The organism is Empedobacter stercoris, from assembly GCF_020281205.1.
Lineage (GTDB): Bacteria > Bacteroidota > Bacteroidia > Flavobacteriales > Weeksellaceae > Empedobacter > Empedobacter stercoris.
This window is the reverse complement of sequence record NZ_JACXZC010000015.1, coordinates 1-21,553: the sequence shown is the minus strand read 5'-3', so window position 1 is coordinate 21,553 and position 21,553 is coordinate 1. Positions and strand designations below refer to the sequence as shown.

The window sequence follows — 21,553 nt, the reverse complement described above, 5'->3', positions numbered from 1 at the left end:
AATTTGAAATAAAAAATAGTGAAAAAAATAGCCGTTATTCCAGCACGATATGCAGCTTCTCGTTTTCCTGGGAAATTGATGCAACAATTGGGTAATAAAACTGTCATTCGAATGACTTACGAAAATGTTGTGGCAACCAATTTGTTTGATGATGTTTTTGTGGTGACAGATTCTAAATTGATTTTTGATGAAATTGTAAACCATCAAGGGAAAGCAATTATGAGCATTAAAGAACACGAAACTGGAAGTGATCGAATTGCCGAAGCTATCGAAAATATAGAATGCGATATTATTTTGAATGTTCAGGGTGACGAACCATTTGTTAATGAAAAAGCGTTGGCTGATATTCTTTCTTCTTTTGATGGAGAAATAGGAAAAACTGTAGATGTAGCGACATTAAAAGAGTCAATCTCGGAAGAAGAAGAAATCAATAATCCAAACTTTGTAAAAGTGGTAACGGATATCAATGATTTTGCACTTTATTTCTCTCGTTCAGCGATTCCATTTGCTCGCGAATCCAATTTTACACCAAATTATTTTCGTCATTTAGGAATATATGCGTTTAGAAAGAATGCCTTATTGAATTTTTCTAAATTAGCAATGCGTCAAAATGAAAAAGCAGAAAAATTGGAACAATTGCGTTACTTAGAATATGGGATGAAAATCAAAGTAATCGAAACAGAATCAATTGGAGTTGGAATTGATACACCTGAAGATTTAGAACGTGCAAAAGAATATTTATCCGTTATTGTTAAAAAATAATCTAACTCGTTATTATCCGTTATATTTGCACTCAAATCGACTATTCTGATTGATGAAAATGAAATAATTAAGTTAATTAACTTTAAAATAATTATTTCGGTATGAATGTTGTTGTAAAATGAAGAAATAAGTTAAAATAGTGATTATGAGTGATTCATGGAAAGAATACGAAGTAGAAGGATTAATTGACAAAAGATCTTTCTTGGTATCAAAAGATGGTCTTGTTAAAAAATTATACACAGGACAAGATAAATATAAAATTTTAGAAGGAGCTATCAATAATGGTTATCGCGCAATTTGGGTAACAAAAGCAGACGGAAAACGTACAGCAAAATATGTCCACAAAATGGTAGCGGAAACTTTTTTGCCTAATAAAGAAAATAAAGAATATGTCGTTCATTTAGACCATAATAAATTAAACAATGCAATGAATAATTTGCAATGGGCAACGTTGGAAGAATGGAAAGAGCATAACAAACATTTATTTAGAATGATGAAGGGACGTTCTCGTTTAGACAGCATTCCGAATAGTAAATTAACAGAAGCACAAGTAATTCGTTTGAAAAAGAAATTACTCGATCCTAATAGAAAGACTAAAATTTCTACTTTAGCCAAACAATTTAATATTTCTCAAGGACAAGTTTACCGTATTTTAAGAGGTGAAAACTGGTCACATATAGAAGTTAAAAAAGACTAAAAATCATTCTCTCATAATAGAACTTTAAATTAGTTTTTATATCTTGTTCAACAGATTCAAAAAAAAATGAAAAAAGTTCTTATGTTGAAATTGACATTTAGTATGCTTATGATTTCGTTATTTTCTGTAGCAACATACGCACAAGAAGCAGAACAAATTATTGAAAATCATATTCAGAAAACAGGAGGAGAAGCAGCTTGGAATAATTTGAACAGTATTATCCTAAAAGGAGAAGCCATCATTAATGTAGGAGATTCTTATCCTATGATTGTTTATCACCAACGGCCATACAACAAGAAAGTGGTGTTTGTGATGAACGGAAAAGAAATATTAAATGAAGGTTATGATGGCAAAATAGGGTGGACTTATAGTGAAGTTGCAAAGAAAAATGTAGCTGTAAAAAATTATAAACCAGATTCTTTTGATTCGGATATTTTAAAGTATAAACAAAAAGGATTTAAGATAAAATACTTAGGTATAGATAAATATGATCAAAATAATAGCTGTTATAAAGTTGAATTAACCAAAAATACAAATTCAACAATTTATTGTTTTGATAAAAATTCTTACGAAATTGTAATGGAGAAGAATAAAGAAGAAACCCTTTATTACTCTAATTTTAAAACATTCAATGAATTGTCCTTTGCGACAAAAGTGGTTGGAAAACCTACCGAAGGAGGAGAATATATCATAAAATTCAATGATATTAAAATTAATCCAGCCATTGATAAGAAACATTTTAAATTCTAACTAAAAAAGTGATTCGTAACAAAGGATCACTTTTTTATTTCGATTAATTTATACAACTTAGTAACATAAGTTTTTTATTTTTGTACTCTTAAAAAGAAATTAAAATATGGCTTTAGATTCTATATTTGATCAAAATAGAAAATACGAGAAGAGGTTTTTACTAAGGTTATTAGAAAAAGCAAGAAAAGATTATCCAGATTCAATTTCTTTTATCGATGATTTAATCTCAAAACTTCAAAATAACTCAAATTATCGTTTAATTTTTCGAGAGGAACTTCAAAAAACGTTCGGAAAAATTAATATCGTAAGCTATTTAGTAGACAGTGGAATTCATTTAGAAGATAATTTATTTTCTATTTTTCGTAAAAAAATTATGGATTCGCTTTTGCCAGATATCGAGGATAACAATGAATTAACTTCTGTTGTGAACGAAATTTTTTACAATTCAAAAAATCTACAAGCAATTCGAATAATTCCTCGTGATCGATGGAAAAAACTTTTCGAAGTCTTGTATCAAGATGTTGAAATAGAGAATTTTAAAGGGAATACCAATAATGTACAAAACCAACTTTTACAAGCTATTTCTATTCTTACAGTTCGTATTACGGGAGGGTTTTCGGACAAAGAAATGATGCGTTATAGTAATGAAGTAAATTATTTGAACAATCCATTCTCTAAACTTTCAATGCAAATTAGTAACATTATTGAAAGTCCACAAGCTGGATTTGATATGTTAGAAATTAAAGAAAGTATTTCCAAATGTAAACATTTGTTAAATGACATTTTAACTCAAAAAGATTACAAAGGAATCTCCTTGAAAGTAGCTTCGAAGATAAATCGTTTGCAACAACAATTGGCACGTTTGCAAATAATACTTAATAGTTTCAATGAGTTAAAGCTTCATGGTTTGATTTCTTTTTACAGTTTTGCTACTAAGAAATGGGTTGAATTTTATGCGCCAAAGAATTTTATGAGCAATCAATTGAGTTCTACGGTATATTTGATTACGTTTTTAGTAACTTACCATAATGGAAAAACAGGCGAGAAGTATATCACGCAAACAGCCAAAGAATACAATAAAATGTTTTGGACGGCTTGTGGTGGAGGTTTAGTCGTTTCTTTTTTGTGTTTTATTAAAACAGGAATAGGGAATATACCTGACACTTCACCGCTATTTAAAGCATTTTTCTTTAGTATAAATTACGCTGTTGGTTTTTGTACAATTTACCTTACTCATATGACACTGGCTACAAAGCAACCTTCTATGACTGCTGCCCGACTTGCTCGTGCGCTCGTGCCAACATCAGGATCGGAGCTAAATGTCAAAGATTTTACAACCTTATTTGCACAATTGGTAAGAAGCCAAATGATTGCTTTTTTAGGAAATGTTGTAGCAGGTTTCGTAGTTTCATTGGGGATTTTTTATTTGTTGAATCAAATTTTAGGCTTCGAGGTAATTAAGTATTCTAAGGCTTATCATTATTGGGAAGAAGTAGTGATAATGGATTGGCATATTTTCTATTTTGGAGCTATAGCAGGTGTTTTCTTGTTCCTTTCTGGATTAATTTCAGGAATGACGATTAACAGTCAACGCTTTCATAATATTCCTGAACGTATTTACAATCATCCTATTCTAAAAAAATCATTCTCAGAACGTAGAAGAAGAAGAATTTCGAATTGGTTTGAGAAAAATTTGGGTGGAGTTGTCGGAAATGTAGCTTTTGGTTTTATGATGGGATGTGCTTTTTTGATAGGTGATTTCACTGGACAACCATTCGATATTCGACACATTACTTTCGTATCAGGTAATTTTGCTATTGGTATTGGAGGAATGGGATATCATTTTGATATTGGACCTATGATTATTGGTTTTATTGCAATCTTTATGGTTGGTTGGAGTAATTTCTTAGTCAGTTTTATTTTATCTTTATTGATGGCCATGAGATCTAATAACATACCTTTTTATAAGATCTTTATGATGATAGCACATACATTAAAAGCTTTTTTCAGTAATCCTTTACCATTTTTTGTTCCACCTCTTTGGACAAAAAGAAAAGAAGAAGCATAAGTTGAAAATGGAAACAAATTTAGACAAACAATTACGATACGATAAAGCTTATCTTAAAATGGCTTTTGAGTGGGCAAATTTATCCTATTGTGAACGTAAAAAAGTTGGTGCAATTATTGTTAAAAATCGAATGATTATTTCTGATGGTTATAATGGTACACCAAGTGGATTCGAGAACAAATGTGAAGACGAAGCAGGAAACACCAAATGGCATGTTCTGCATGCTGAAGCAAATGCAATTCTGAAATGTGCAACGTCAACTCAATCTGCTGAAGGAGCAACTTTGTACATTACTCTTTCGCCTTGTACAGATTGTAGCAAATTGATTTTACAGGCAGGTATAAAGCGTATTGTCTACATTCAACAATATAAAGACCTTTCAGGGTTAGATTTTTTAGAAAAAGCAGGAATAACAATTCAACAGATTACAGAAGAAGAATTATACAAGTAAATGAGAAGTTTTTTCAAAGTTATTAATGTCGTATTAATCGTACTGATTATTTTCTTGATCGGATTTATGGTTGGGAAAAAATACGACTTTGCGTTCGATGAAAACAAGGATATTGTAGGTTTGCAATATTCGGATAATGAACAGAAAATTCGTCGATTAGTTTCTTTGATAGACAACGAATATGTAAACGATGTTAATTCGGATAGTTTAGTGGATGATGCAATCAACTACATGGTTGGTAAATTAGATCCTCACAGCAAATATATAGACAAAGCTTCTGTACAAAAGGCTGAAGAACAATTGAAAGGTGAATTTGTAGGGATTGGTGTGCAATTTCGAATGTTGAATGATACAATTGTAATCGAACGAACTTTACCTGGAACTTCAAATTTTGGAAAACTTCAATTTGGGGATCAATTAATAGCTGCAGACAATCAGTCGTTAATTGGCAAAGATAACAAAACGATAGAAAATCTATTGAAAGGTAAAAAAGGGACTGAGGTTAAACTTTCTGTGATTAGAGAGGAGAAACCTCTTACAATTTCGATAAAACGGACAATTGTTCCGTTGCCAACTGTTACAGGAAAACATATGTTGACAAACGAAATTGGGTATCTAAAATTAACCCGTTTTTCTGAAAATTCGGCTAAAGAAGTTCATCAAGGTTTAAATGATTTGTTAGATCAAGGGATGCAAACCTTGGTATTCGATTTACGAGGTAATCCTGGTGGTTTGATGCATATTGCAGAAGAAATAGCGGATGAGTTTCTGACTAAAAATGAATTGATTGTTTATACACAAGACAAACAAAAACGAAAAAAATACATTTACGCAACCAATAAAGGTCTTTTTGAAGAAGGTAAAATTTATGTCTTAATGGATGAAAATTCGGCTTCTTCGAGTGAGATTGTTGCAGGAGCTTTACAAGATTATGGAAGAGGAATTATTGTGGGGCGTCGCTCTTTTGGTAAAGGTTTGGTGCAGCGCGAAATTAATTTAGGTGATGACACAAAAGTTCGGTTAACGGTTGCTAATTATTACACACCTTCGGGACGATCTATCCAAAAACCATTCGATAAGAAAACAGCAAAATACAGCGATGACTTATACAAACGATTGAAGTCAGGAGAGCTATACAATAAAGATTCAATCAAAATCAATAAAGAGTTAGAGTTTACAGCGCCATCTGGTAAAAAAGTGTATGGTGGCGGTGGAATTATACCTGACGAATTTGTTGCTTTAGATACAAATTCTGTATCAAATTGGCTGTATTATAACCAAGACTCCAATTATTTTAATGATTTTTTATTTAAAAAAATCTATTCAATTCGCGATTTCTTTATGTTTCATAACGAGGCGATTTTTCTAAAATATTTTAGTGCCGGAATGTATAGAAATGAGTTTTTAGGTGTTTTAGGAATTCCTTCTAATGAGTTCAATCCTGTGTTTTCAACAACTGTTGATAACTACATGAAAGCAACAATCGCAGGTAGTTTATATGGTTCGCGTGCATTTTATCAAGTTTGGATGCCCGAAGATGAAATGATAAAGCGTATTTTTGAACTTGAAAAAATAATGAAGTAAATGCTGTGGAAAGATGCTTTGTATGACTATCAAATGTATCTGAAATTAGAAAAAAGAGTTTCTGACAATACGATTGAAGGTTATCTACGCGATATTCAAAAATTAATTAATTATTCGGATAAACAACCATTAGATTATTCACAAGATGATTTGAGGGATTTTGTGCACGATTTTGCCTCGAGCGATTATAGCGTTCGTTCGCAAGCACGTGTAATATCTGGCCTGAAAAGTTTCTTTGGTTACTTACAACTTGAAGATTTTAGAGAAGATAATCCAACTTCTTTACTCGAAACACCAAAAATAGGAATGAAACTTCCTGATGTACTATCAGAAAAAGAAATTGATAAAATGATCGAAGTAATTGATTTATCAAAACCAGAAGGACAGCGAAATCGTGCTATTATAGAAGTGCTATATGGTTGTGGTTTACGTGTTTCGGAATTGATTAATCTTAAAATTTCTGATCTTTTTTTTGACGATGGTTTTATTCGTGTCATAGGAAAAGGAAACAAACAAAGACTTGTTCCGATAAGCGATTATACGATAAAATATATTAACTTGTACAAGGATAGTATTCGTATTCATATTCCTATTCAAGTTGGATACGAAGATTTTTTATTCCTAAATAGACGAGGGAAAAATCTAACACGTGTCATGATTTTTACAATTGTAAAAGAGTTGTCGATAATTGCTGGAGTTAAAAAGACAATTAGTCCACATACATTTCGTCATTCTTTTGCCACTCATTTATTAAAAAATGGAGCAGATCTTCGTGCAATTCAGCTGATGTTAGGACATGAAAGTATTACGACGACAGAAATTTATACGCATGTTGATCAAGAATTTATTCGAGATGCGATTATCAAATTTCATCCAAGAAATAAATAACCATCAACCTAAATAAGATGATAAAATCATTCAAATTTTGTCCCAACTGTGGACATGCAATCAATCACTTTGATTTTAGAAAAATGACATGCAACAACTGCGATTTAGTTTATTATCAAAACGTAGCTGCGGCTGTGGCAGTTATTCTAATAAGAGAAGATAAGATTTTATTTACCGTTCGTAATAAAGAGCCAAAGAAAGGAATGTTAGATTTGGCAGGAGGGTTTACAGATCCTGATGAATCGGCAGAAAGAACATGCCAGCGCGAGATAGAGGAGGAGTTAGGAATTACAATTCCAATCGAAAAATTCAACTATTTTATTTCACAACCCAATGATTACGAATACAAGGGAATCCCTTATAAGACGTGTGATTTAGCTTTTATTGCTGATTTTCCTGACGAAGATATTATTCTTGAAAAAGAAGAAATTGCAGCTGTAAAATGGATTGCTATTAAGGATATTAATTTAAATGATATCGGTTTTGATTCATTACGAAAAGTAGTTGAAACGTATATAAATTCTTTGAAATAACTAACATAATGTGATATTGAAACATTTAAAAATAACATTTCAACTTCACATCTTAAAAAAATAAACAATGAAAAAAATACTTTTATTAAGTGCTATTTTCCTAACAATAGTTTCATGTAGTACGCAAAATGTAGCGGTTGATTATGACCGAAATTTTAACTTTGAACAGAACAAGACCTATACGTTTTCTCAATCAGTGGATTTAGGTTTAAATGATTTAGATTCTGCTCGATTATTTTCTTCAATCGAAAAAGGAATGTTGTATAGAGGTTTTCAGAAAACCAATGAAGGGAATTTAATGGTTGATATTAAACCAGAAGAATTCGTTTCGACACAACAAAATTCTGATGTAGGTATCGGTATGGGAACAGGTGGTTACGGTTTTGGTGGAGGAGTTTCTGTCGGGATTCCGATTACCTCACAAAAGTTAAATCAAAACTTTATGATTTCGATGACTAATGCTGGTCGATTGGTATGGGAAGGAACACTTAAAATTCAAATGCCTTTAAAGGCTTCTCCAGAAACGCGTGCAGCAAATATACATAAAGGGGTTAATAAGTTATTACAAAAGTTTCCACCGAAAAAGAAATAAAGAGACTGTATCACAATTTGAGAAAACAGTCTCTTTTGTGTTTTTTCTTAGACTCCAATCTGAGTAAAGTTTTAAATAGAAGATTTTTACCTAACATCATTAAGTTGTGAGACTTCTTCTTTTAAATGATTTAATTCAAGGATCGAATTATCAATATCATTTTAGCTTAACTTTTACTTCTTCTCCGTCAGATTTAACTTCTACAAATAACTCAAGAAATTCGCTACTATTTTTATAATATTCATAAGGTTTATAATAATCTGTTCTACCTCCATATCCGTTATATGCACTTCCAGTATATTGATTTCCTGAAAAAGTTGTAGTATAATTTAAAGTTCCATATAAATAATACTTACCAGGTTTCATATTCGGAAATGTAAATTCTCCACTACTATTGGTAATAGCCTCTATTCTATATCTGTAAGCAGCAGGTTCCATATAAACAAATCTATTTTTTTTTGGATTATGTTTAGCTTTATCTTTCCATAAGGTATAGTAATCATTAAAATAAGGTGTTACAGGAAATAAGATTACTTTGATTTTATTTGCATATATTTTATTTCCTGTTTTAAGACCAAAATGAGAATTAGATCGTGCTCTTGTAAATGCAACTCCAGTAATTTTTCCATTACCAATTGCGAGCATATTTTTAGTGGCTATAGAATCAAATTTTGTTTTGGGTTGAGTAATAATCTCAGTTTGCTTTTTTAATTGAGCATCCTTTACAGATTTCTCGGGTTCAACATATTGAGCATTAATAAAAAAACTAAGGTGTAGAAAAGCTCCAATTAATAAAGTGTTTTTCATAATCATTATGATTTTTAATTAATTTTAAAAATACTATAATTTATTTAATTTCGTTATATGTTTATGTAAAACTGATTAACTTATACTAATTCGTGATTAATAGAGATTTTTTTATTTATAAATTGAAAATCAATTCGTTTTCCTCTGATTGTTGAAGTTTAGATTGTTGTAATAGTTTCAATGTTTCAGGTTGATTCGCATTAGCTTTAGCAGCAATTTTATCCAATTTTAATTCATTTTTTGCGTAATCTACAATAGCATTTAGCACTTCTGTTCCATAACCTTTGTTCTGAAATTTACGTTTCAAACGAATGTTAATAACAGGACCATATTTAGTTTGGCGTAAACCGCCCCATCCAACAAATCGCCCGCTCTTTTTTTCATGCACACCCCAAAGACCAAAACCATGCTCTTGGTAATGTTTTTCCATGCTTTCTATAAAAAACTTTGCTTCCTCTTCAGATTTATAAGGTTTTTCATTAACGATTTTCATCAATTCTTTGTCCGAATTTAATTGAAATAATTCGAACGCATCAATTTCGAAGAACTCTCGTAATACCAAACTTTTTGTTTCGCAAATAACTTTCATTAAAACGTTTTAGTTGATGCAAAGTTAATTCGATTTAGAGAATAAAAAAAGTCTTACCAATTCAGATAAGACTTTTATAGTTACTTTTTATTCGGTGTTTTAGTTTTTGGAGGTGCTGCTGTTGCTTCCGAAACTTTTTGGTTAATCTCCAGTGTCAAGATTTGTCTTTTTAGATTGAAAATTTCTGTATCTTTTTGATCAATCTTAGCATCTAAATCGTTTACTTTTTGCGTTAATTCGGCAACTTGCTTTTCTTTTTCGTTTAATTGCGCATAGAAAAGTTTAGATTTTTCTCCAGTACTATTTAAAGCTGAATACAATTCTTGCAAATTCGTATCGTGTTCTTTTTGAGCAATTCTAATCATAGATTGCGCATTCGATAAAGCGGTATCTTTGATGTGCAACTCACTCTTCGTTTTAGCTAAATCTTTTTCAAGAGTTTCTATTTTAAGATTTGCTAATTTCAACTCTTTCGATGTATTCGACTGATCGTCTAAAGCTTTGTAGTAATTAATTTCTAATTCTTGGTGTTGTTTCTGAGGTACGCAACTTGTAATTGCGAAAAGGGTAAAACAACAAAGTACAATTTTTTTCATTTCTATAATCTTAAACGTCTAACTCTAATAAAACAGGACAATGATCCGAGTGCTTTGCATCTGGTAGAATTGTAGCACGCGTCATTTTTTCTTCTAAAGTAGTACTTACCATATTGTAATCTATTCTCCAACCTTTATTATTGTTACGAGAATTTGCTCGATAAGACCACCATGAATAATGATGAGGTTCTTTTACAAAATATCGGAAAGAATCAATCATGTTACACTCATCAATAAAAGCTGACATCCATTCTCTTTCGATGGGTAAAAATCCCGAAACTTTTGCGTTACGAACAGGATCATGAATATCAATTGCTTCGTGACAGATGTTGTAATCACCACAAATTACTAAATTAGGATGTGATATTTTAAGCTCTTTGATGTAATCCTTAAAATCATCACAAAACTGTAATTTAAAATCTAATCGTTCAATATTAGTTCCACTTGGTAAATATAAACTAATGACGGAAACATTGTCAAAGTCAAGCCTCAAAACACGTCCTTCTCTGTCAATATAATCTATTCCAGTTCCGATTTGTACGTGATTAGGTTTTATTTTAGAAAAAATTGCGACACCGCTATATCCTTTTTTCTCTGCAGCATGCCAATAAATATGGTAGCCCAAATCCTCGAAGGGTTTTGTGTCTACTTGTTCTTGCATCGCTTTTGTTTCTTGAATACAAAAAACATCTGGTTGTGCGGCTTCTAACCAATCAACCAAACCTTTGGTTATCGCAGCGCGAATTCCATTTACATTGTAACTGATGATTTTCATAGAAAGCGAAATTAATAAATATTTATGACGGATTGATTTAGAATGATAAATAAAGTGAATATTTTTTGTAACTTTTTAGAAATTAATACGTCTTAATAATAAAAAGCATCAATATGAAATACATTGTTCTTCCTATTTTAATAGTCAGTTCGTTTGGATTAGCGAGTTGTTCGGTAGATTTAAATTCTAAATCTCCTGCTTCTAATTATTTAGATCGTGCAGAAGCAAGTGATAATACGATCAAAGAGATACGAAAAATTTCTTCTTTTGAAGGAATTGATGTCAGTAGTGCAATAAATGTAACGGTTTCTGATGGTAATTATGATGGCGAAATTTCTGTTGAAGCCCCAGATAATATCTTGGATAGAATTGTAACCGAAGTAGAAAAAGGTATTTTAGTGATTAAAATTAAAGGTACTGTTAATCTGAAAAATGCTACGATTAAAGTTAACTTTCCACATAAAAAATTACGTTCATTCAATCTTTCTGGTGCAACGAATGTAACCGTTATTCCAACCCAAAAAGTAGAAAAATTAGCAGTAGATTTATCGGGAGCAAGTAATTTGAAATTAGATGTAGTTTCTAATTCTATTTCTGTTGATAATTCTGGCGCTTCAAGCATGAAAATTACTGGAAATGTACAGGATTTAAACATCTCTGTTTCGGGAGCATCATCGTTTATTGGAAAAGAGCTTAAAGCTGCAAATGTAACAGTAGATTGTTCTGGAGCAAGTTCAACAACTGTTTGGGCTGTGAATAGCTTGACTGCCGATAGTTCTGGAGCAAGTTCTGTTCGCTATGTAGATGAAAATGGATTGAAAACGAAAGTAAGTACTTCTGGAATGTCTTCAATAAAAAAGATGTAAGTCTTTTATAAATGTAAAATATTAGCATAAAAAAATCGGATGAATTTCATCCGATTTTTTATGCTTTTAAATGTTTTATATTAAAACTGCCAACCTAATGTCAACAAGAATAAATTGTTGTCTAATTTAACTTTTGGGGCATATGTATTAGGTAAAGAAACAAAATTGTAGCTTGTGTCAATATAATCTGTTCCACCTATTAACTGTTGGTATTTTTGAGTTTGGTATTGATAAGCAGCGTCAATATAGAATCCTCCAAAATCGTATCCTAAACCAAAACTTGCACGGTTAATATCTCCTTGAAAAGCTTTAGATAAAACAGCAGCGTTTGTTACCACATTGTTTTCATTTGCTAAATCGATAGAGAAATCTTTGTAAGGAGAAGTGACATAGTTGTATCCGGCTCTTACTTTGAAACGATCTACACGATACTCTGCACCAACTCTAACTTCGCTCGAGTTCTTTACAAAATCATTGATGAAGTTGTTTGTATTATTGAAATATTGAGAAGGTTTTAATTTTGTGTCGTTATTCATGTGGTACGTATAATCAGCACCAATTGATAAGTTTTTACCCACAACAAAACCTAAACTTCCTACTAAACGCCCACCACGAGTCATGTCATAATCTGAAGAATACATATAGTAAGAATCAACTGCTCCATCATTGTTAAAGTTTGCAGCATAATAATCTTCAGCAACATTGTACCAAACAGGAGAATGATAAGCTGCTCCTAAACGTACATTGTGGTTCACTTTGTAAATAGCTCCTAAAGAGAACGAAAAGCCTTGTCCTATTTCACTATAAGGTGCACCATCTGCGTTATAAACATAGGTTTGACCATTGTTATCATCACGTTCGGCATATTGTTCAAATCCTGAATAATTTGTTTCATGAAAATTTAATCCTGCACCTAAATAGATTTTATCATCATAACTTGTACCTAAATTAACCGAGAATTTAGATTTGTATCCGTCAATATCTTTAATGTAACCATTAAAAGTTCCATCAGGATTATTAAATTTAATCCCTTCGTTCGTGCCAATTGTTGAATAATTGTCTAAGCGTTGATTAAGAAAAGCTACTCCAACAGAAAACCTGTTCCATTTAGAACCAGGGTTTTCGAAAACAAATGTTCCTCCGAATTGTTGAAAATCAAAATTACTATCAGATTCTTTTATTTTTGTTCCAAAAGTAGTTGTGTTGTTAAATGTAGAAACTCCAGCTGTAAATTGTACATCAGAATTAATTGCAACACCTAATCCTGCAGGGTTTTGTTCTACAGAGTTTATATCACTTCCTAAAGCTCCAACAGCTCCACCAACACCAATATATTTGGCATTTCCACTATTGATATCTTGAGAGTATAAATTAATTGCGTTTGTAGAGTACTGAGTGTCGTAACCTGTACCTTGTTGTGCAAAAGCAAATGCACCAATTAAGGTGCAAAGGCTTGTAATTATTTTTTTCATTATTAATTATCTAAATCAAATTATCTTCTTCCTCCACCACGAGAGCCTCCGCCTCCCATGCTTCCACGAGATCCACCTCCCATGCTTCCGCTGCTCATGCTACTTCCTCTACTTGGAGCGGGAGTTGAGTATGAAGGACGAGAGTTATTCATACTTCCTCTGTCGTAACTTCTACTTGGTTGTTGATATTGTTGTGCTTCTCTCGTTGGTCTTGTGTTGTATGTTGGTTGCTGTGTTTGAGCTGGTCTTACTTCACGAGTTGGACGAGTTGTGTTATTTTGTCCCTGATTAACAGAAGGTCTAACTTCTCTTGTTGGACGTGTATTGTTTATTTGTCCTTGATTGATCGTTGGTCTTACTTCACGAGTTGGACGAGTTGTGTTATTTTGTCCTTGATTAACAGTAGGTCTAACTTCTCTTGTTGGACGAGTTTCTCGAACAGTACTTGTACTTCCTGGTCTCACTTCACGAGTAGGACGAGTTGCAGAACCGTTAATATTACTAACTCTTGAAGGTCGAATTCCGTTAGAGACATTTCCTCTTCCGTAACTTCCTATTGGACGTGTTGAATTGATTGAGTTATTAAAACGACCTCCGTTTCTATATCCTGGCTGAGAATAAATCCCTCTTGGACGATAGTATCCATAATATCCATTACCATAGTAACCAGGATATCCATACCAATTATTCCATCCATAATATCCTGAATAGTAAGGTCTGTTCCAACCCCATCCGTAGTAACCATTGTACCAAGGGCTGCTCCAACCCCAACCGAATGAGATCCCAAATCCATTTCCGTACCATCCGCCATACCAAGGGTTATAATAACCCCAACGATATGGATTATAAAATCCACCCCAGCCATAGCTGTACCAAGGATAGTTGTTCCAAATGTTAATTTCTACACCGTCATTTCTTCCCCAATTATAACTGTTAGTTCCGCTTAGTGAAAGCGTATAATCATTGTTTCCGAAATAGTTGTATCCACCTAAATCGTATCCGTTAATTTTAACTTTTGTTGTCGATTTTTCAGAAGTACCATTTTGTGTACTATCCAAATCATCTTGGTAATAAAATTGCTCTGCTCCATTTCCTTCGGCATCAAAGTATGGACTACCAATTTTTATTTCTCCAGGATTATCTTGTTCATTATCGTCTTGTGGTTGAGCTTGTTGATATGTTTTATCTGTTTTCGGGTTGTAATAAACACCGTCGCTTTCGTAACCACTTGGTTGATAAGTCGAACAAGAAGAAATTCCTAACGCGGCTACCAGTAATAGAGTAGTTGAAGAAATTTTATTAGAAATTTTATAAACTTTGTTCATAATTATAAATTTACATCGTTTGTAATAATTAAATTTGCATAAATTTAATGGCAATAATAATGCCAAGTAAAGATACGAAACTTATCAACAAATATAAAAGATTATGGCAAAATTAACAACTCGTGCTGAGGATTATTCTAAGTGGTACAATGAGCTTGTTGTAAAAGCGAATCTAGCTGAAAATTCGAAGGTTAGAGGTTGTATGGTGATTAAACCATACGGATATGCTATTTGGGAAAAACTACAAGCAGAACTAGACAAAAGATTTAAAGAAACTGGTCATCAAAATGCTTATTTCCCCTTATTTGTTCCTAAAAGTTTATTCGAGGCCGAAGAAAAAAATGCAGAAGGTTTTGCAAAAGAGTGTGCAGTTGTTACACATTATCGATTAAAAAATGATCCAGATAACAAAGGAAAATTGATCGTGGATCCCGAAGCAAAGTTAGAAGAAGAATTAATTGTTCGTCCGACTTCCGAAGCAATCATTTGGAGTACTTACAAAGGTTGGATACAATCGTATCGTGATTTACCAATCTTAATTAATCAATGGGCAAATGTTGTTCGTTGGGAAATGCGTACACGCTTATTTTTAAGAACAGCTGAATTTTTATGGCAAGAAGGACATACTGCTCACGAAACACAAGAAGAAGCAATTGCAGAAGCACAACAAATGCAGGAAGTGTATGCTGATGTGGTAGAGAATTTTATGGCTATTCCAGTTGTAAAAGGTAGAAAATCAGATTCTGAACGTTTTGCTGGTGCTGATGATACGTATACAATCGAAGCATTGATGCAAGATGGTAAAGCCTTACAAGCGGGAACTTCTCACTTTTTAGGTCAAAATTTTGCGAAAGCATTTGATGTGAAATTTGCAAGTAAAGAAGGTAAACAAGAGTATGTTTGGGCAACTTCTTGGGGTGTTTCTACTCGTTTGATGGGGGCATTAATTATGACTCATTCTGACGATTTAGGATTGGTTTTACCTCCGAAATTGGCACCAATTCAAGTGGTGGTTGTTCCAATTTATAAAACTGAAGAACAATTAGAAGAGATTCGTCAAGTGGTTGATAAATTTACGTCAGAATTGAAATCGAAAGGAATTTCAATCAAATTTGATGATGATGATAAAACGAAACCAGGATGGAAATTTGCTGAATACGAACTGAAAGGTGTTCCTGTACGAATTGCAATAGGTCCAAAAGATTTAGAAAAAGGTCATGTTGAGGTAGCGCGCCGTGATACGTTAGAAAAACAATTTATTGCTTTAGATCATGTTTCAACAGAGGTAGAAAAATTATTAGAAGATATTCAAAATAATTTATTCCAACGTGCAGTAGACTTCCGCGATACGCATACAACAGAAGCTTCAACTTTCGAAGAATTTAAAGATATTATCGAGCAAAAAGGAGGTTTTGTTTCTGCCTTATGGGATGGAACAGAAGAAACGGAAGAAGCAGTGAAAAATGCAACAAAAGCAACTATTCGTTGTATTCCTCAAGCGTTCGAAATACCAACAGAAGGAGTGGATGTTTTCTCTGGAAAACCTGCAAAATACAGAGTTTTATATGCGAAAGCGTACTAAAAATTAAATCTTACTAATAAAAAAAGAAGCTATAAATAGCTTCTTTTTTTATTTTGTCTTATGTTATTCTGATGTAATTGCTGTAGTAGGAAAACTATTTTTTTTAGTTTTTAACACGTTTAAAATAAATTCCTTGAATCTGGATACTCTTAAATATTTTGGAAATGAAGTTTCCTTTTTTTAGAGTAATATGTATTCATTCTTCAACGTTTTATGCGAGTACCCTCCCACTTAGACCGAATAAACCTCCCTATTTATTCGGTATAGATGCGATAAAAACGCACTATAGAGGTAGTATAAAGGCGTTATAGAAGGATGAATGTAAGCAATCGAATTGAAAGAATCTTGAAAAAATAGAAGCGTTTCTAATTCATTGAAGCTGAGTGATAAATATAGTATATTATGGTCGATTTCTATCAATCTTTTATTAAAATTAATTGAACAAATTTTCCAATAAATTCTCAAACAAAAACTGTTCTAATTGTTATAATTAACTATGGTAGAGCGAAGAAAGGAAAGATTTAAACAAAGGAATAACAAAAATTACCTATAATTTCTTAAATTTACCAACAGAAGTTCTTTGGAATGCATCCAAAAAGATCAATTATACCTACGATGCAAGTGGTGTAAAGTTAAGAAAAATCGTAACAGATGGGACTACCATTACTACAACCGATTATTTAGGTGGTTTTCAGTACCAAAACAATGTATTACAGTTTTTCCCAACAGCAGAAGGATATGTTAATGTGACCAATGGTACAGCATTTAATTATGTGTACAATTATACTGATCATTTTGATTCATGAATGAAAAACTTTAATAAAGTTTTTCGTGAAATGACCCGAGTGAAGCGAGTGTACGCGTAAGTTATGCGTGGGACGATGTCAATAGTAAATTAAAAACCGTAAACGAAGATCATTATTATCCGTTTGGATTACAACATAGAGGGTATAATAAACCTCAAAAAAGTATAATAGGAGAAGTAGGTAATGTAGAAATTGGTGTAGGTATTGGAAGTTTAGGTTCAGGTTCAGATAACTATAAGTACAAATACAACGGCAAAGAACTGCAAGAGGAATTGGGATTGAATATGTACGCTATGGACATGCGACAATATGATCCTACTATTGCAAGATGGGTTGTTCAAGATCCCGTTGTACATCATTCTATGTCTCCTTATATTGCTTTTGATAATAATCCAGTTTATTGGGCAGACCCTAGTGGAGGAGATGCTACTAGTTGGTTAAATGATTTATATAATAAATCTCAAAATGGAGATACATGGAATAATAACGGTGATAGTACATTTACAAATGAACGAAATGGAGATACTTCAAAATGTAATGATTGCAAAGATATAAAACCTTCTAAACCTCAAATGAGAGGTATGAAATTTTGGAATGAAGAAACAACATGTGTTGATGGTAAAGGAGGTGCGTATAATATAGGTCTTGATTATATTGATAAAAAATCTCATAAATTATATACTTCTGAATGGGTTGATGATAAACAATCACAATACTTAATAGAGAAAGGACAATCATTTATATTTGATAATATAATAAAAATGTTTGGTCTTGAAGATTTACCAAGTGAATCTATTAAAGCTATTGTTGATAAATTAATGTCTGGTAAATATGTAATTAAAGAAAGAAATGTCAATATCAGTACTTATTCCATATACTCATGGAATGGAACGATATCTTCAAATATTTTTACTGGCGAAATTAATGGTGTTGATTTTAGAGGATTATCAAATAAACGTATAAAAACCGCATACAATAAATCTTCATATACAGAAATGGGCATATTTTCTAATACAGGAAAATTAATGCATAGTTATAAGGATTATTCAGGAATTAGGCAGATATATGAAAATGGTAATATTCTTAAATTTAATAACACTCCTGTAAAATCTTTTGGAACAACTTCAACAACGAGATAATATGAAATTCTGGAAAGTATTAAAATTTATAATTTGTATATTAATGTCGAGTTTTTTAATAAAAAATATATTTTATTATTATTCTCTATATATTGAAAATAAATCATTAATTGAAAACAGTAGCCATGTTAATAATATATCTATTATATTAATCATCATGCTATTAATTAACGTATGTTACAAATTTTTAATAAAATATAAAAATGAATATTCTTTAACATTGTTTTCATATAATTTTTTGTATCTAATGATTTTATGTCTATATATAAAATATATCTTAAAAATAGAAAATCCAATCACTCAAGAATATTTAAGTATTAAAATTTTAATTTATTCTTTTTTAATACAGATATTAGTATTGTTCTTTTTTTATTTAATAAAGAAAAAACAAAAAAAATATAACATAAAATTAAATTCTTTTTATGGAAGAATTTTTATAATAGTTATAATTATATTGTATTCTTCTTTTAACATGAATAAGTCAAATAATTTTGAGATAATATATTTCTTATTATTCTTGTTAAGTGGATATAGAGAATTCTATTCCAGTAGTATTATTTCAAATACAAATTCACAATAACACAAAGGTAGTGTTCCAAATGTGTTGTTTTTACACAATACTCACAAAAACAATTAATTAACTATAAAATAATTTTACTCAATAGTGGACTAATCTCTACTATTGGGTATTTTTATGCGTTTAAAACAGCTAAAGTCAATTCATTTGATAAGTTTGTGTATTAGATGTGTTGGTAGAAAATTTTAACACAATTTATCATTAACAATGTATGACAAAATCAACTTTTACGATAGAAAATCAAGCAAAAATGTGTTCCAATTGATCACTAAATTAATTAAACACGGTAAAACGAAGAATGGAAACCAACACTATAAATGTAAAAATTTTCAAAAAACGAGTGTAGAAAATTATAACAATTGTAGGTGTTATGAGGCTTTGAACAACCTTACACCTTCGGATGTTTATTTTGGTAGAGCAGATAAAATTTTGGAACAAAGAGCAATTATTAAACAACAAACAATTGCAAAAAGAAGGCAGTTGTATTTTCAAGAAAAAATAATAAATTTATAAACCAAACACTCTCTTAATTTTTAGAAAGAGGTGTCCAAATCATTTTGACAACGTACAGTGTATGATTATGAAAATGCAAATAAAAGTAATAAGTTACAGAAGGTAACCGATTCATCTCTAACTTTAGGCTTCAACGATGGAAACAAAACAGGAAACGATTATACGTATGATGTCAACGGGAATCTAACCAAAGATTTAAACAAAGGAATAGCAGGAATTACCTATAATTTCTTAAATTTACCTACAGAAGTTCTTTGGAATACGTCCAAAAAGATCAATTATACCTACAATGGAGCAGGTGTAAAGTTGAATAAAGTTGTAACAGACGGAACTACTGTAAGCACAACAGAGTATCTAGACGGATTTCAGTATAAAGATGGTGTATTGCAGTTTTTCCCAACAGCAGAAGGTTATGTCAATGCGATAACAGCAGGAGCAGTAGGTTACAATTACGTCTACAACATGACCGATCATTTTGATTCATGAATGAAAAACTTTAATAAAGTTTTTCGTGAAATGACCCGAGTGAAGCGAGTGTCCGCGTAAGTTATGCGTGGGACAATGTAAACAGTAAATTAAAAACCGTAAACGAAGATCATTATTATCCGTTTGGATTACAACATAGAGGGTATAATAAACCTCAAAAAAGTATAATAGGAGAAGTAGGTAATGTAGAAATTGGTGTAGGTATTGGAAGTTTAGGTTCAGGTTCAGATAACTATAAGTACAAATACAACGGTAAAGAGTTACAAGAGGAATTAGGGCTTAATCTTTATGATTTTGAAGCAAGAAATTATGACCCTGCAATCGGACGTTGGGGAGTTCATGATCCTGCAAGTGAATATATGGTTGAATGGTCTCCTTATACTTATGCTTATAACGACCCTATATCTTTTATAGATGAAGATGGAGAAATGCCTGGACCTGTAGGAGCTATTATAGGTATCTTTTCTGATTATGTAACACAAGTTGGAGTCAACTATTTTTTAGAAGGTAAAAACTTTAAAACTTCTTTAACAGATATTAGCGGTTGGTCTTTAGCAATTTCTGGTGCTTCTGGTTTTGCTACTGGAGGAATAAGCGCATTAACTAAAGTAGCTACAAGTGGTATAGGAAAACAAGCAATTATAAAAACTATAGATTTTGGTGTAGATGTTTTAGTAGGAACTATAGAAAATGCCGCTACAGATTATGCCGAAAAAGGAGAGTTTGATATTTGGAAATCAATTACAGGCGGATTGCTTGAAGCAGGAATTGGTAAATTTATACCTCTAAAATATGTTGATAAATTAGAGAATAAGCTTGCAAAAAAAATGAATATCAGCGCAGAAAAGATGAATCGCTTTAAAAATAGAATGCAAAATGATTCTAACAGAAGTAGAAATACAAGAGCTAGAAACAAACGAAAATTTGCTGAAAACAAAAAAGCTTATGAAAATTATACAAAAGCTTATTCTGGTGTAAAAATAGTAAATGACGCATATAAAGCAGGTGGTTCTGAAGCTCTACAGAATATAGATTTATTTAAAACAACACCAGAAGAAAAGAAAAAAGTTACTATAACGGTAGGTAATGTAACACAAGAATAATTTTATGTATAAAAATCAATATATTTTAACAATTTGTACTGTTTTAGGCTTTTTATACACCTTATTTTTTTACAATCAAAATACAAAATTAGAAAATATAGCTACATTAAAAGCTTATTCTGTAATAGAACAAGGATGTAAAAAATCAAAAGGAGGATCATCTGTACATATTAAATATAATAATAAGATATATTATATTAGATTATCAATAGCTACATGTGAAAAATACCCTATTGGTTCTAAAATAATGCTAAACTACAACGATCAGTTTGATTATTTTTACATGCCAGATGGACTAAAAAGAGATAAAAATAGATTATTAATAATAAGTGGAATTTTTATTTTATCCATTATACCTTGGAAAAAAATTATTAAAAGATAAGGTAGGAAAGTGTATCAGATGTGTTGGTAAAATTCCAACCCAACATTAACAATAGCACAAAAGGCAAACTGTGGTTTGCCTTTTGTTATTTTATCAGTTTTATAAATCAGTGGAAATTCCTTGTGTTTTCATCGGTAGTGTTCCAAATGTGTTGTTTTTACACAATACTCACAAAAACAATTAATTAACTATAAAATAATTTTACTCAAT

General features: G+C 31.5%; 22 protein-coding genes. 16 read left to right on the top strand and 6 right to left on the bottom strand.

Going from position 1 to position 21,553, the window contains the following annotated elements; all coding sequences use genetic code 11:
• Positions 1-18 precede the first annotated feature (18 nt).
• From kdsB to IF125_RS08390, 9 genes are all read left to right on the top strand, one after another.
• Complete coding sequence (gene kdsB, locus IF125_RS08430) at positions 19-762, top strand: 3-deoxy-manno-octulosonate cytidylyltransferase (RefSeq protein WP_225542181.1); 744 nt, start codon at positions 19-21, stop codon at positions 760-762.
• A 145-nt stretch (positions 763-907) separates the two neighbouring features.
• A complete protein-coding gene (locus tag IF125_RS08425; RefSeq protein WP_225542180.1) occupies positions 908-1,459 on the top strand; it encodes an HNH endonuclease in 552 nt (183 codons plus the stop codon).
• A 66-nt stretch (positions 1,460-1,525) separates the two neighbouring features.
• Positions 1,526-2,209, top strand: coding sequence for a LolA family protein (locus tag IF125_RS08420; RefSeq protein WP_225542179.1), 684 nt, complete (start codon positions 1,526-1,528; stop codon positions 2,207-2,209).
• 106 nt (positions 2,210-2,315) lie between these two features.
• The gene (locus IF125_RS08415; protein ID WP_225542178.1) at positions 2,316-4,277 is read left to right on the top strand and encodes a site-specific recombinase; all 1,962 of its coding nucleotides are present in this window, start codon (positions 2,316-2,318) and stop codon (positions 4,275-4,277) included.
• A gap of 7 nt (positions 4,278-4,284) precedes the next feature.
• A complete protein-coding gene (locus IF125_RS08410; RefSeq protein ID WP_171621859.1) occupies positions 4,285-4,728 on the top strand; it encodes a deoxycytidylate deaminase in 444 nt (147 codons plus the stop codon).
• Entirely contained in the window at positions 4,729-6,312 is a 1,584-nt protein-coding gene (locus IF125_RS08405; RefSeq protein ID WP_171621860.1) for a S41 family peptidase, read from the top strand. It begins immediately after the preceding gene.
• Complete coding sequence (xerD, locus tag IF125_RS08400; RefSeq protein ID WP_171621861.1) at positions 6,313-7,200, top strand: site-specific tyrosine recombinase XerD; 888 nt, start codon at positions 6,313-6,315, stop codon at positions 7,198-7,200.
• Between the two features lie 17 nt (positions 7,201-7,217).
• The gene (locus IF125_RS08395; RefSeq protein ID WP_225542177.1) at positions 7,218-7,733 is read left to right on the top strand and encodes an NUDIX domain-containing protein; all 516 of its coding nucleotides are present in this window, start codon (positions 7,218-7,220) and stop codon (positions 7,731-7,733) included.
• 67 nt (positions 7,734-7,800) lie between these two features.
• Entirely contained in the window at positions 7,801-8,325 is a 525-nt protein-coding gene (locus tag IF125_RS08390; RefSeq protein WP_225542176.1) for a DUF4136 domain-containing protein, read from the top strand.
• A gap of 156 nt (positions 8,326-8,481) precedes the next feature.
• On the opposite strand, the gene IF125_RS08385 is transcribed toward IF125_RS08390, so the two are convergent.
• The 4 genes from IF125_RS08385 to IF125_RS08370 all read right to left on the bottom strand — a co-directional run bounded on the left by IF125_RS08385 (position 8,482) and on the right by IF125_RS08370 (position 11,092).
• Positions 8,482-9,132: a peptidase associated/transthyretin-like domain-containing protein gene (locus tag IF125_RS08385; protein ID WP_225542175.1), complete on the bottom strand. Its 651-nt coding sequence runs from the start codon at positions 9,130-9,132 to the stop codon at positions 8,482-8,484.
• 115 nt (positions 9,133-9,247) lie between these two features.
• On the bottom strand, positions 9,248-9,721 hold the full coding sequence (locus IF125_RS08380; protein WP_225542174.1) for a GNAT family N-acetyltransferase: 474 nt from the start codon (positions 9,719-9,721) through the stop codon (positions 9,248-9,250).
• Positions 9,722-9,801: 80 nt separating this feature from the next.
• A complete protein-coding gene (locus IF125_RS08375; protein ID WP_188319208.1) occupies positions 9,802-10,317 on the bottom strand; it encodes a hypothetical protein in 516 nt (171 codons plus the stop codon).
• A 10-nt stretch (positions 10,318-10,327) separates the two neighbouring features.
• Positions 10,328-11,092, bottom strand: a complete 765-nt coding sequence (locus IF125_RS08370; protein ID WP_225542173.1) for an exodeoxyribonuclease III — start codon at positions 11,090-11,092, stop codon at positions 10,328-10,330.
• Between the two features lie 113 nt (positions 11,093-11,205).
• On the opposite strand from IF125_RS08370, the gene IF125_RS08365 reads away from it, so the two are divergent.
• Complete coding sequence (locus tag IF125_RS08365) at positions 11,206-11,958, top strand: head GIN domain-containing protein (protein WP_225539846.1); 753 nt, start codon at positions 11,206-11,208, stop codon at positions 11,956-11,958.
• Between the two features lie 80 nt (positions 11,959-12,038).
• Here IF125_RS08365 and IF125_RS08360 read toward each other — a convergent pair whose 3' ends face one another.
• Both IF125_RS08360 and IF125_RS08355 read right to left on the bottom strand, forming a co-directional pair.
• Positions 12,039-13,430 (bottom strand): OmpP1/FadL family transporter, encoded by a 1,392-nt coding sequence (locus tag IF125_RS08360; RefSeq protein ID WP_225542172.1) that lies wholly within the window; start codon positions 13,428-13,430, stop codon positions 12,039-12,041.
• A gap of 20 nt (positions 13,431-13,450) precedes the next feature.
• Positions 13,451-14,755 carry a hypothetical protein gene (locus IF125_RS08355; protein ID WP_225542171.1) on the bottom strand — a complete coding sequence of 435 codons (1,305 nt, stop codon included), beginning with the start codon at positions 14,753-14,755 and terminating at the stop codon, positions 13,451-13,453.
• Positions 14,756-14,858: 103 nt separating this feature from the next.
• On the opposite strand from IF125_RS08355, the gene proS reads away from it, so the two are divergent.
• The 6 genes from proS to IF125_RS08325 all read left to right on the top strand — a co-directional run bounded on the left by proS (position 14,859) and on the right by IF125_RS08325 (position 21,343).
• The gene (proS, locus tag IF125_RS08350; RefSeq protein ID WP_188319204.1) at positions 14,859-16,337 is read left to right on the top strand and encodes a proline--tRNA ligase; all 1,479 of its coding nucleotides are present in this window, start codon (positions 14,859-14,861) and stop codon (positions 16,335-16,337) included.
• A gap of 970 nt (positions 16,338-17,307) precedes the next feature.
• A complete protein-coding gene (locus IF125_RS08345; RefSeq protein ID WP_394369883.1) occupies positions 17,308-18,282 on the top strand; it encodes an RHS repeat domain-containing protein in 975 nt (324 codons plus the stop codon).
• A gap of 784 nt (positions 18,283-19,066) precedes the next feature.
• Complete coding sequence (locus IF125_RS08340) at positions 19,067-19,372, top strand: hypothetical protein (protein WP_225542202.1); 306 nt, start codon at positions 19,067-19,069, stop codon at positions 19,370-19,372.
• A 57-nt stretch (positions 19,373-19,429) separates the two neighbouring features.
• Complete coding sequence (locus tag IF125_RS08335) at positions 19,430-19,858, top strand: hypothetical protein (RefSeq protein WP_225542170.1); 429 nt, start codon at positions 19,430-19,432, stop codon at positions 19,856-19,858.
• 164 nt (positions 19,859-20,022) lie between these two features.
• Positions 20,023-20,961 (top strand): RHS repeat domain-containing protein, encoded by a 939-nt coding sequence (locus IF125_RS08330; RefSeq protein WP_317197135.1) that lies wholly within the window; start codon positions 20,023-20,025, stop codon positions 20,959-20,961.
• 4 nt (positions 20,962-20,965) lie between these two features.
• Positions 20,966-21,343 (top strand): hypothetical protein, encoded by a 378-nt coding sequence (locus IF125_RS08325; protein ID WP_225542169.1) that lies wholly within the window; start codon positions 20,966-20,968, stop codon positions 21,341-21,343.
• Positions 21,344-21,553 lie beyond the last annotated feature (210 nt).